The organism is Frigidibacter sp. ROC022, from assembly GCF_024723735.1.
GTDB lineage: Bacteria > Pseudomonadota > Alphaproteobacteria > Rhodobacterales > Rhodobacteraceae > SLM-1.
On record NZ_JANQDU010000013.1, the window covers coordinates 1 to 12,914 of the forward strand.

The 12,914-nt window shown below is 58.3% G+C and carries 9 protein-coding genes; 2 read left to right on the plus strand and 7 right to left on the minus strand.

From position 1 onward, the window contains the following. Positions 1–111: 111 nt before the first annotated feature. Complete coding sequence (locus NUW50_RS21240) at positions 112–1,491, minus strand: O-antigen ligase family protein (RefSeq protein ID WP_258291194.1); 1,380 nt, start codon at positions 1,489–1,491, stop codon at positions 112–114. Between the two features lie 168 nt (positions 1,492–1,659). Here NUW50_RS21240 and NUW50_RS21245 point away from each other — a divergent pair, with 168 nt between their 5' ends. Both NUW50_RS21245 and NUW50_RS21250 read left to right on the plus strand, forming a co-directional pair. Beyond that, positions 1,660–2,589: a glycosyltransferase family 2 protein gene (locus tag NUW50_RS21245; RefSeq protein WP_258291195.1), complete on the plus strand. Its 930-nt coding sequence runs from the start codon at positions 1,660–1,662 to the stop codon at positions 2,587–2,589. Continuing rightward, entirely contained in the window at positions 2,586–3,509 is a 924-nt protein-coding gene (locus tag NUW50_RS21250) for a glycosyltransferase family 2 protein (protein WP_258291196.1), read from the plus strand. The genes NUW50_RS21245 and NUW50_RS21250 overlap by 4 nt, the downstream gene beginning before the upstream one ends. Here the strand turns inward: NUW50_RS21250 and NUW50_RS21255 are convergent. The 6 genes from NUW50_RS21255 to NUW50_RS21280 form a co-directional block, all read right to left on the minus strand. Beyond that, a complete protein-coding gene (locus NUW50_RS21255) occupies positions 3,498–5,051 on the minus strand; it encodes a lipopolysaccharide biosynthesis protein (RefSeq protein WP_258291197.1) in 1,554 nt (517 codons plus the stop codon). The two genes, NUW50_RS21250 and NUW50_RS21255, sit on opposite strands and share 12 nt — an antisense overlap. A 3-nt stretch (positions 5,052–5,054) precedes the next feature. After that, the gene (locus tag NUW50_RS21260) at positions 5,055–6,224 is read right to left on the minus strand and encodes a class I SAM-dependent methyltransferase (protein WP_258291198.1); all 1,170 of its coding nucleotides are present in this window, start codon (positions 6,222–6,224) and stop codon (positions 5,055–5,057) included. Further along, complete coding sequence (locus NUW50_RS21265; protein ID WP_258291199.1) at positions 6,224–7,402, minus strand: class I SAM-dependent methyltransferase; 1,179 nt, start codon at positions 7,400–7,402, stop codon at positions 6,224–6,226. Before NUW50_RS21265 ends, NUW50_RS21260 begins: the two co-directional genes overlap by 1 nt. Next, entirely contained in the window at positions 7,402–9,723 is a 2,322-nt protein-coding gene (locus NUW50_RS21270) for an NAD-dependent epimerase/dehydratase family protein (protein ID WP_258291200.1), read from the minus strand. The genes NUW50_RS21265 and NUW50_RS21270 overlap by 1 nt, the downstream gene beginning before the upstream one ends. 1 nt (position 9,724) lies before the next feature. Next, positions 9,725–10,501 carry a glucose-1-phosphate cytidylyltransferase gene (gene rfbF, locus NUW50_RS21275; RefSeq protein WP_258291201.1) on the minus strand — a complete coding sequence of 259 codons (777 nt, stop codon included), beginning with the start codon at positions 10,499–10,501 and terminating at the stop codon, positions 9,725–9,727. A gap of 140 nt (positions 10,502–10,641) precedes the next feature. Beyond that, on the minus strand, positions 10,642–12,914 hold a 2,273-nt coding region (locus tag NUW50_RS21280), incomplete at its 5' end, for a cadherin-like domain-containing protein (RefSeq protein ID WP_258291202.1).

Consider the following 12,914-nt stretch of genomic DNA (forward strand, 5'->3'; position numbering starts at 1 on the left):
CGTTCAGATCGGAAGGGCCGGCCGTGACCCGCTGGGCCATTGCCGGTCGGGCAACCATGATTGCTGTCGAACAGAAAAACTTCAGAACAGCTCGTCTGGATGGTACGGGACTCATTGTCGCGAACTCCCAAAGTGGCTTGTCGACATCAGGTCCTCTCTTGATCGCCGATAGCGCAGCGGCGGGCGTTCTTCTTCGACATGGATGTCCGGCGCGTCATCTTCGGGCCTGGCATCCAACAACCACATCCCGCTGCCCAGCAGGAAATGAAACAGGACGTAGGTTGCGTTCCAGTAGTGTACCGTCCAGCCGGTCAGAAAGAATGCGATCAGGCAGAAAATGATACCCATCCGGCATGCGGACTGAGCCTCATCGAGCCCTTTGCGAAAGATTAGTGACAGAACAACTCCGAAGAACGCGGCAAAATTGAAGAAGACAGCGGGAAGACCATGCCTCACGCCCGGTACGATCCAGTACATGTCGATGCTGGATCTCATCCAACTCGGCCGTGCCCATTCGTTGAATCCTATCCCAAGCAATGGGTGGGCGAGGATTGATGCGGTCCCGAAGTTCCAGATGTGGAGCCGCATATAGGCGCTGTGTTGGTCGAACGAGAAATATGAGATGAAGATCTGTGCTGGCGACCGGTTGGAGGCAAACTCGAGAAATATCCACATGGCTGCAATTATACAGGCTAGAAGCTTCCAACGACTCCGGACAGCCCCTAGAATTCGATTCCAAGCCAACAGCAGAAGTTGGGCGGTCATGCCGGTGAGCGGTCCGGCCGACAGTGTCAGGGCTGCTGTGAACAGGACCAAAAAGGTTGCGCCGGCGCGTCGTAGAAAGGACCACCCTTGGCCTAGGACGACGTATGTCAGTGCAATCACGCTGCCACAGAACACGCCATACAGGATCGGATGTTCGAAGGTCGCCTGGACGCGCTGCAACCCCCATCGGGGGTCTTTGGCAACCCGCGGGTAGGAGTTCCAAACTGTGTCCATGGCTTCTAGCAGAATATCTTTTCCCGTGACTGCTTCGATTAATGCGAAGGGCAAAAGGAAGAGGACGATCAGAAAAAGAGCCTTCACCATCGCTCGGAAGGCAGCAGCCGAACGAATATAGACTCGCGCGACAAGGTAAGGTCCTAAGGTTTCAATGAATAGCATGCCCCCAGCCTGGATACCCGCAGTTCCGTGAACGACGAAGAAGCTGATGGCCCCCCAGCTACAGAGTAGAACCAAGGCAATATCGGCTATCCGGATGCGCCCGGCGTGTCCAGCGAGCCAAGCAACCACGGCGGGAACGAAGGCCACAATCAGGACGACCCTGTAGACCGACAGGCGCAAAGGCCCGAGGTACAGGATAAAAGGCAGGATCAGAGACACGAGCAGCATCGGCACGATCAGGGGTAGCTGCCGTACGCCGCTTCGATGGCCAGCGTTTTCATATCCAGCCGACAGGGGGCTGCGTATCTCGTCTGTAGCGTTCGACATCAGCCCTGCATTCAAGCCCTTTTGGCCATGTTTGGCCGACAATGGTTCATCGCAGCGTCCTTTGTACTTTGCATCCGGCGCTCATACGACACAAGGTGACGGGCCTGTGCGGATGGCTTAGTATGCGACTGATTAAAAGAAACAACTTTGTGACACAGAGAGTTTTGTATGAATCCGGCAGTCTCGGTAGTTCTTCCCACCTTCAACCGGCTCCGCAGCCTGCCCGCGGCCATGCGCAGCGTGCTCGATCAGTCGTACCGGGATCTGGAACTCATTGTTGTCGATGATGCTTCGACGGAGGATGTCGAAACTGTCGTGACCGGGTTCAATGATCCGCGTGTTCACTACCTGCGTTGTCCTGTGAACGGAGGCGCTGCTGCGGCCCGCAATGCCGGTCTTGTGGAGGCGCGCGGTCGGTTCATAGCGTTCCAGGACAGCGACGATCTGTGGCTGCCCGGCAAGCTGGGCCGTCAGGTCGAACTGCTCGAGAACCAGCCCCCGAATGTCGGTGCTGTCGTGGGCTTGAAAATTCTCTACGGCCGCGACGCGGCACGAAACTATGGTCCCGGCCGGGTGACTTGTGCACCAGACCCGAAGCGGCGCATGACCCTGCAGGAAGATCAACTGAAACGCAGCCTGCTCGATTCCCGGATCAGTGTGCAGAATGGCCTGTTCAGACGCGACTGTCTGCCTGATATCGCTTGGTTCGATCCGCGCGCGCGGGCCAACGAAGATTGGGATTTCACGATCCGGCTCGCGCGTCATACACGGGTACTCGAGCAGACCGAACCCGTTGTGCTTGCCATGATCTCGCCCGACAGCATTTCGACCAATGCGCGCCGAAACGTCACGGGCTATCTGCGCATCATGAAGAACCACGGAGACGTATTCCGTAGGTATCGTCGAGAGCTTGGCGAGTTCCAGTTTTTGCTTGGCCGGGCGCTTCTTCGCGTCGGCCGGCGGAAGGCCGGTCTGGGTCTAATCTTTCGAAGCCTTCAGAGCCGTCCACTCAACTTGCTGACCATGGGGAAGGCGGGGGCTCGGCGGGCAATGCTGCGACTTTCTCCGCATAAGAAAGCAATGGATTCTGGTCGATGACCATGAAGACGACCTCACCTGCCGTTAGTTTCGGAATGCCGGTCTACAACGGGGCCAGATATCTTTCAGAGGCGCTGGATTCGCTTCTCGCGCAGGATTTTCCGGACTTCGAGATCATCATTTCCGATAATGCATCGACAGATGAAACGCCTGATATCTGTGCATCCTATGCGGCACGGGATACGCGGATCAAATACTATCGGCTCGATCACAATCATGGGGCGGCGTTCAACTACAACAGGGTCTTTGAGCTCTCATCCGGGCGCTACTTCAAATGGGCGGCGCATGATGACCTGATCCGACCAGCTTTCCTGTCGCGATGTCTGGAGATATTCGAGAACCACAGTCAGGACAGTCCTCCGCCGGCGATTGTCTATCCCGGTTCTGCCTTTATTGATGAGGCCGGGAAGCTTGTCGGGCCGGACATCAAGGTGATGCATACGCTTGCGCGCCAGCCTTGGGCGCGCGCTTTTCATACTGTTCAGAACATGGGTATGGCCGCTCCTGTGTTCGGTTTGTTCGCTCGCGAGGCACTGGAAAGAACCCGTTTGATCGACAGCTTCATTGCCTCGGACTATGTGCTGATGTTCGAAGCCGGGCTCTTGGGGACGATCGTCCGGTTTAATGAAACCCTGTTTCTGCGCCGCGTGCATCCAGGCATGTCGCGCCTTGCCAACACGAAGAAACGTGACGTGCTGAAGTGGTTCAGTCCGAGCGCAAAACAGAGGCTGCCGACGCGACAACGGCTATTCATTGAGTACCATCGGTCGGTTTGGGGCAGAAAAGAGATCGGGTTCTTTGGCAAGATCGCCTGCTCAGTGGCCTTGTCACTGGGGGTCTGGTTCCATCGGATACGTGTCTTGCAGGGGTATTACCGGAGAAAAGCAATGTCGCGGCTTCAGGTGGCCTTACGGCGGTAGTTGGCCTCTTGCGGTTCGAAGGCTTGTTAGCACGCGTCGCAGCTCGGAGCGTTCTGAGGCTCTGAGACCGAAGACCAGTAGGGCAGCAAGGTAGGCGATACCACCCGTAGCGATTGATACTATCAGCTCGCTCCAACTCGAAACATCGGTCGTGAGTCTGATCATTGCCCAGACTAGTCCGCCGGCTGCGGCCGGGATGAATCCCGGTTTCAGAACCTGCTGCGTAAAGCTTCCGAAGGATTGCCCGGTCAGTTTCAGCACGAGTGGCCAGAAGTAGAGCAGCTGCCCCCCAATGGTAATCACGCTTAGCGCAAGCGTGACGCCGATTGCCCCGAGATCGGTAAAATGCAGCATCATTCCCATCAGTATCAGACCGGTAAACTGGGACAGGAAGGCAGGCAGGAAAAACTCTTTCACCCGTCCTGTCGACATCGCTGTCATCGGGAGCAGGAATGTGGGGTTGGTGAAGGGAAAGATCACCATGAACATCACGATGACCATCGCGGTCTGGGTGTAGTCCGGCCCCATATAGAGTGTGATGAACGCGCTGGAATAGATTGTCAGAGGAACCGCCACGGCCATCCCCACCCAAAGCGCATATCGGCCACCACGAAACACCGTTCGGGCCAGACGTTCACGATCCTCCAGCGCGTTCATCGCTGTCATCACCGGCTGGAGGGGCTGTGCGGCAAGACCCAGGGTGCTTTCGATCTGACGGTAGAAAGTTGAACCAATATGGTAGCTCGTCACGTCCACGGCAGTGCCATAGAGGTTCAGCAGGATTGTTGCGGCATTGGTGTACATCACCCAGCCCAGTCGGCCCAGGGTGGTCCAGAGGCCGAAGCTCATCAGCTGGCGTGCAAGGCTGAAATCGAAGAGCGCCCGGCGCAGGCGCAGTTCGGGCACCATCCTGCGCGACCGCCACACTGTGGCCAGCGTATAGGATATTTCGGAGATTGCGGTCGCGGTCGATACCCAGATGACGTGTGGCCCGATCCCGAGTAGAAAGATCAGCAGCAGCGTAATGCGCAGCAGATCGCGGGCCAGCCCCCAAAGGTTCAGTTCGACGAAGCTCTGGCGAATATAAAACCCCGCCGCGAAGGGCAGACCGAGCATCTGTAATGCGAAGCTTCCGAACAACATTCCCATCATCCAGCCGGCAGAGTTTTCCATGCCTGGGGCGATGTTGAGGACATGCGCGATGTTGATTGCCAGCAGTATCCCCAGAGTCAGAAACACAACCGCCATCACGGCGAGGAGTGGAAAGATCGACGAGACGATGCCGGTCACTCGTGTGGTGTCACCCTTCGCATAGGCATCGACGAGATAGCGGGCGATCCCACCGGTGAAGAAGGAAAAGAACAGCGGCGCGAAAACCATGAGCGACATCACCACCGGCAACACCGCAAATTCGTCGGCCGAGATATGTTTGAGAAGATACTGGTACATCCACAGAAGCACGGTCATGTTGACGAGCTTCGCGACCAGAGAGCTGGCGGAATTGATGACGACGAGACGTTTCGAGATGGTGATGGAGGCCACGGCCTACCCTGCTATCACGGCAATTTCCGCGTCGAGACCCATATCTCGGATCTCCTTTGAGATTTCGTCCTCATAGAGCGCATTTGAGACTAGAACCAGTGCAGGTTTGATCTCGCGCAGCGCCTCGGGTGCGACGATCGGTAAAGCCACGCCGGGTGCGACCAGGCCGTGCTTGCGCGGATTCAGGTCGACCATTGCGGTCAGCGGTGCCGCAGCGTCACCGAGTGCATTGGCGAAAGTAATCCCTTTCGATCCGGCGCCCCAGATCACAGCCTGGCCAGACAGCTTTTTCAACCGCCTGCACCAACCGGAAAGCTCGCCCGCCGCCGCCTTAGCGAAAGCGTTGGCATCTACGGCGATTCCGGACGCGCCGGGAGCAAGATGAGTGGGGTCAGGAGCCGCAGGGCGAGCCTCGAGCATCAGAAACTGGCCGTCGTAACCTTCTGCTACCGAGACTGGCTGAAACCCGGCGCGGCGGAAGGCGGTGCTGATCGACGGCGTGGTCCAGTAGCCGACGTGTTCATAGATCACGTCCCACATCGAAACCGTCCTCAACATCCAGCCGGCGTTTGGTACTTCGAAGTAGACCGGCACATCGCGGTCACCGATTGCCTTCCGAATGTCGTCCAGAAGTGGTCGGGGCCTGTCCAGATGTTCCAGGACATGACGGCACAGGATTGCGTCGAAGGGTCGGTCGAGCTGTTCGAAGCGGAAATATTCCGGGATGATCTCGACGCCATCGCGGGCAGTAAAGGGCGTCGACTTGGCTCTCATGGACGGGTCGAAGCCGGTTGCGGTTGCGGCACCGTACTTCGACATCAGGTCGAGCATATGGCCGTCGCCGCAGCCGATCTCGAAGACATGTTTGCCCCTCAGATCGAAGCGCTCGACCAGACCCTTTGCCAAGTCTTCGGCGAAGTCTCGGAACCTCGGCGAGAAATGTAGCGCGTTCTCATAGCCCGGCGCATAGACCATGCGCTCTGGTTCGAAGGCTGCGTTCCAGATCATTGCACAGCCGGGACAGCGGACGAGGTCTACATTTCCAGCGGGTGCGGCGCGTGCAGCCTCGGCGTCTGGCCAGAGCTGGTTGCAGATCACGGGTACGTTGCCGAGGGTGAAGACGGGCTTCAGATCAGTGCTGCTGCAGACCGGACATGTTGTGGCCAGACCCATCAGACCGCCACCAGCTCGGGATTCAAGCCCATCGCTGCAAGGTCGGCGCCGATTTCCTTCATGTAGATTGGGTTCATCACGATCACCGTGTCTGGGGGGGCTTCCTTCAGACTGCCTGGGCCGGAAACAAGATGTCCGGTGCCTGGCAGATAGCGGCCTTGCTTGAACGGATTGATATCGATGACCTGCGCCACTTCCGTGCGGAGATCGTTGCTGGTCAGAAAGGATACACCTTTGGACCCACCGCCCCAGATTGCGACGCGCTTGCCTTCGCCGTGGCGGGTGCGGACAAAATCGATCCAATAGGCGCGGCTCTCAGCGACCCTCTCAGGGAAGGCTTTCGCCAGAGCGCGCACGGCATCGAGGTCATCCTCCTCCGGGAGCGGCGGCCGTCCGGTGGAGGGTTCGGCATACTGGATGATGTATTGGTCGTCATAGGCCAGATAGAGTTTCGTTACATCCATTCCAGCCTGCCGGAACAAGCGTGCGTGGCTGCCGAGAGTGAAGTACGAGCAATGCTCGTAATAGATGTCCCAGAAGGCTCCTTCGTCCAGCACCCGACGCACATCGGGCGTTTCGAAGAAGATGCCTACATCCTTGCGACCGCGGATTGCGGTGGCGATGTCCGCCATGAATTGGCCAACGGCGGGGATGTGTTCCAGCGTATGGCGACAGGCTACAAAATCGGGAGTCTCGGCGATAGTCGCTGGATCGAAATACTCGCGTTGGAAATGGATGTCTTGCCCGTCCGCACCCGGAAGGCGCTCCGGGATGAAACCGGGATCAACGCCGAGGCCCAGCGTACCGGTTTGTTGCACCAGCTCCTGTAGGAACTCACCTTTGCCGCAGCCGATCTCCAGTGTGCGCTTGCCCTTCAGATCGTAGAGCGAAGCGACCTCGGCTGCGAGCTGCTTGGCGAAGCGGTTGAAGGTGCCGGAGAAATGCTGGCTCTCTTCTGTGGTCGAAGCATAGTCGACCTGGGACAGATCGAAGACCGAATTGAAGACGAAGCCGCAATCATCGCAGAATTTCAGCACGAGCGGACGGCGCGGGAAATCCCGCGCCTCCGCCGCGCTGTCCAGAAGGATGCAGCTCTGCACCGGAATCGCATCGAGCCGATAGATCTCGTCCAGATGCTTGCTGCTGCATGCAGGACAGGTTTGAAGACTCTCTGGCATCAGTTCGAAACGATCTCGAGATTGGGGATCGGCACCACGAACTTGCCGCCTCCGGCTAGGAAATCCTGCTGTTGGCGGATGATCTCGTCGCGGAAATTCCAGGGCAGGATCATCACGTAGTCCGGCCGATCTGATTGCAGTTTCTCGGGACTGTCGATCCGGACCCGAACGCCTGGCATATACTTGCCCTGTTTGTGAACGTTGCGATCGACTGCATATTCGATCGACCGCGCATTCAGGTTCAGAAAGTTCAGCATGATGGTGCCCTTGGCGGCGGCGCCGTAGGCTGCGATCCGTTGTCCCTCGGCTTTCAGTCTGCCGATCAGCTTCCGGGCCTCTTCCCGGAAGGTCCGGACCCGGGTCCCAAAGCTCTTATAATAGCTGTAATCGTCCAAGCCGAGCTCATGCTCTTCACGCAGGATCCGGGTCACTGCCTCGGATGGCGCTTCGGTCTTGCCAAAATAGAGCCTGAGCGACCCGCCGTGAATTGGCAGCCGGCGCAGATCGTTGAGATAGAGACCGTGGCGCGCGAACAGAGTTCGTGCCGACCCAACCGAGAAGTAGCAGAGATGCTCGTGATAGATCGTGTCGAACTCGATGAAATCGATCAGGTCGCGGACATAGGGGAATTCGACAGAGACGATCCCGTCATCGGCCAGAAGCGCCGCCATACCGGCAACCAGATCGTTCTGATCGGCCACATGGGCAACGACATTGTTGGCAATGATCACATCCGCCTTGCGACCCTGTGCGACAAGAGACTTGGCAACACGGGTCCCAAAGAAGTCGTTGATCGTCTCGATCCCCTGCGCGATCGCCGCTGTGGCTGGCTGTTTCGCGGGGTCGACGCCAAGAACTGGAATACCCTTTTCCTTAAAGTTCTTGAGTAGATAGCCGTCATTTGAGGCGATCTCGACAACCAGGTTTTGCGGGCCCAGACCTCGCGTCTCGATAAGTTCCAGCGCGTTCTTGCGGCTGTGCTTCAGAAGGTCCTCGGAGAAGGACGAGAAGTAGAGATAGTCGTCTCCGAACATTTCTTCGGCCGGTCGTGTTTCGAGCAGTTGCACCAGCGTGCATTCCGGGCAGTAGCCGAGACGGAGCGGCACCAACGACTCCTTCCTGTCGAGGACCGCCTCATCCAGAAGACCATCCGAACGCGGCATCGGGCCGAGATCGAGTATCGGCTGTAATCCGGTGTGTCCGCAGGAGATGCAGGTTACGCTGGCGGCATCCGCCTCGAATTTCGGCGCCAGCATCTCGACTGGAGCGGCGTCGCGCTCGGCCTGCGCCTTGGGTGTATGCTTCAGGGTTTTGTCGATGATGCCGTCGGCAATCAGCTTCTTGATATGACCGATGCGCTGGTATCTCGGCCCCTCGAATTCTTCCAGCGTCAGCTTTTGTGCCCTGTAGGCCTCGTAGAGAGATTGCGCCCCGCGTCGGGCATCCCATTGTGGTTTGAACTGCGGCATCACTCGCTGAATCTTGTCGCAGTTCACGCGATACGATCGTTTGTCCGGCCCGGCATCTTCGGCGAAGGTCACCTCGCAGCCCGGCACCACCGACGCGACGATATGGGCCAATTCGCTGATCTGGTAGTTATGATCTGTGACCCCGACGTTGAATGCCTCGTTGCGGATCGTCTCGACAGGCGTGGACAGCGTGGCGAGAAATGCTCGAGAGATATCCTCGATATGGGTGATCGGTCGCCACGGCGTTCCGTCCGACTTCATGTGGATATTGCCCGTGGTCACGGCCCAGGCGACAAGATTGTTGAGCACCAGATCGAAACGGATCCTGGGCGAGACGCCATATGCCGTCGCTGAGCGCAGGAACGTCGGGCAGAAACTGTCATCGGCGAGTTCAGCCAGCGCCTGCTCCGAGCGTACCTTGGAAACACCATAAGGCGTCACGGGATTGAAGGCACCGTTCTCGTCGATGAAGTCGGACCCCCCTGCCCCGTAATTCGAGCAGGAAGAAGAAAATACGAACCGCTCGACCCCCGCGGCCTTGGCGGCGCGGGCGACTGTCATTGTGCCTTCGAAGTTGATTTCGAAAGTGGTCTCTGGACGGAAGTCGCCGAGCGGATCATTCGATAGTGCGGCCAGATGCAGGACCGCATCGAAGCCCAGCATGTCTGCCGGCGTGACCTCACGGATATCCTTCAGCAGGGTCGGGATTTCGGGCATCACTCCGCCCGGAGCGAATGTGCAGCGTTCATAGAGATCGCTGTCGAGACCGACGACGTCGTGGCCGGCTTCGAGAAGCATCGGCGTCAGGACGGTTCCGATATAACCGCGATGACCGGTGACGAGTATGCGCATCCTAATGTTCCCAAACAGCCCAGGGGCGTTCCCCGGAATCCCACAATTTCTGCAGCGTGTGCTTGTCACGCAATGTATCCATCGCCGCCCAGAACCCCTCGTGACGATAGGCCATGAGCTGCCCGTCCTTGGCGAGATTCTCCAGTGGCGCATGTTCGAACATCACCATGTCGCCCTCGATGTAATCGAAGACCTGTGGTTCGAGCACGAAGAAGGCACCATTGATCCAGCCTTCGGCGGTCTGCGGCTTTTCTTCGAAGGCCGCGACCCTGTCACCATCGAACCGCATATGTCCATAGCGCGCCTGCGGGCGAACTGCTGTGATGGTGGCTAGCTTGCCGTGGCTCTTGTGAAAGGCGATCAGCCGGTTCAGATCCACATCCGAAACGCCGTCGCCCCAAGTCAACATGAAGGTGCCATCACCGAGATAGGGCTGCAGGCGCTTCACCCGTCCGCCGGTCAGTGTCTCATCCCCGGTCTCGATCAGATCAATCCTCCAGGGGGCGTGATCCTTCTCGTGGCGGATCAAGGGTTCGGGGTTCTGCAGGTCTACGGTCAGATTGCCCGACAGCGTTCCGTACTCGGCAAAATAACGTTTGATGTAGTCGCCCTTGTACCCGAGGGCGACAGCGAAGTCGTTGAAGCCATAGTGTGAATAGATGTTCATGATATGCCAGAGGATCGGTTTGCCGCCGATCTCGACCATCGGTTTGGGACGAACAACGGTTTCCTCGGCAAGACGCGTGCCCTTGCCTCCGGCTAAAATGGCGGTTTTCATTTGTAATAACTCCGGTTTTGTAATCGAAGGGCCAGACGGCCATCCCCCTCTCCGTAATCAATGCGGATATATGGGGGCCAATTTGTGATGATCCGCAGGCGAATGGAACCTTGACGGCCCGGGTTCAGACGGCGTGGATATCAGACCAACGTGTCATAGAGAAAATCCTCACTTTCGAGAGACAGTCCAGACACGTTGCGCAGAACTCCGATCAGTTCGCTTTCGGCACCGTTCTGGCCGGTCAGCCAGATGGCGGTCCCAGGCGTCAAGTCCGGCGCATTTGTCGTCAGGGTGTAGTCGCCGGCACTGCCGGCAAGACGAATCTGATCGACGCCGCTCTCGAAGTCCCAGACAAAGCCGTAGTCTTCCACCCCCGAGCTGCTGGCGTTGCCGTCGTCGTAATAGACCGTGCCATTGGCGCCGAACACGAAGACGTCTGCGCCGGCCCCCCCGGTGAAGACGTCGATCTCCCCCTGCCCCGGCAGGGCCGCCTCGGTATCGGCCGCCACCAGGGTCTCATTGGTGTCCGTGCCGTTGAGGATGTCGCTACCGGTGATCTCGGTGACGGTGAGGTCTCCGAAAGTGACGTCGAAGTAATGCGCGTTGAGATAGATTCCCCCGGTCGCTGGCGCTTCGTCCAGCGAAAATGTCTCGAGTCCCTGCAGCGTCCAGCCCACAGGCTCCGAGGTTCCCACCTCCCAGACCTTCAAGGAATAGAGCCGATCGTAGATACCAACTTGCTCTACCTGCACCGTGAAATTGTAGGTCAGGCCCTCTTCGAGGGCGAAGCTCTGGGTGCCCAGCACCTGGCCATAGCTATGATAGCTGTGACTCTCGAACCGGTCTGTATAGAAGAATGAAGCGCCGGGCTCGTAGCCAGAAACCGGCTGCCAGCCGGAGATTGGCTGGTCGGTATGGCCACCCCAAAGCATCCCGATCGCAAAAGCACCCCCGTCGCGGCCTCTCGGATCCACGTTCTCCAAGTCATTCATGGTGATGGTCAAATTAAGCGTGTAGTTGTCCCAATCGCTGTCGCCGAGCACCAGAAGCCGGTCATAGCCCAGATCCACGGGTCGGACGCCCGAGGCATCATGGGTCCAAGTGCCGTCGGCGACTTGTAGGACCTGCTGGATGTCGGTCACCGTCGCCCAGTCAATCGCGTAATTGGGGTTCCAGTGTGCACCGTCTTCGTAATCGACGGTCACCTGGCGGGTCCAAGTGCTGCCGTCGGCCAATTGGGCGCTGATCTCGATCACGTCATCGACCGGAGAGCCGTCGAGGTCGTCGTAGATGATGTCGATGTTGAAATCACCGTTGTCTTGCAGACGCCGGGTATCGGGGCCTACCGACAGCGCTACAGGAGTGCCGCCGTTCAGTGTATAGCTGAGAGACGTGACGTCCCCCGAGACATTGCCGAGAATGTTGATCCACGACTGTGCCTCGCCAGGCGTGCCAAAACTCTGGTCCAGCCCGTACCAGACGTCGATCGGATTCCCGACCAGCACCGAAACACTAGCTGTGTCAGTTAGTTCACCGTCCGTGACCGTATAAGTGAAAGTATCTGTGCCTTCGAAACCGGCTTCTGGTGAGTATATCCACCCGCCTTCACCGTCGGAGGCGATCGTCCCGTGACCGGGTTGAGTCAGGCCGGAAACGGTCAGGGAATCCAGGTTCGGATCGGAATCGTTCGCCAGCAAATCAGCGGCATCAATCTGGAGCGGCGCACCGAGAGGCGTGTAGAAATCGTCGGATGAAGCCTCAGGTGCCAGATTGGCCGGAACATAGCTGCCATCCTCGTTCAGGATCGGATCGGCGCTGTTCTCGAAATAGTCTACCTTGGCCGTATAGCCGGGGGCTGTTCCCTGGTAGGACGCGCTGCCGGCAAAGACGCCAGCCTCGGTGATGTCGATCTGGTGATCAAGCGAAAACGCCGTGGTCCAGTCCGCCCCGTTGGAACTATATTCGAAATTGAAAGTGTCGCCGACACGAGTCACCCGGAAGTCGGTGACTTGGCCGGACTGGACTTTGGCGAACAGCGGATACGTCGTTTCACCATCCTCAACGACACCAACGATCAAGCGGAGGCTCGACGGTGTTCGAGCGAGATCGAACCGAATCCAGTTCTCGTCATCGGCGACCATCAGCAGCCCGTGCTCCTGATAGGCCTCGCCGGGTTCGGACAAGAATCCCGCACTGATCTGGAAGTCCCCATTGGTCACGTCTTGCATAAGACGCGGTGTGGTCAGCACGTCAGAGGCACTGACGGGGACGCCGGAGGGAGATGATATTGCGACAAAGGAATCCGTGGGCGACGTACCTATCTGCGCCGTGCCCGCCGCCCCCGAAAATGTCCACTGGGGATTGACCGTGCCCGAACTGAAATCGTCGGAAACCGCGTCGAACGGCACGAGCC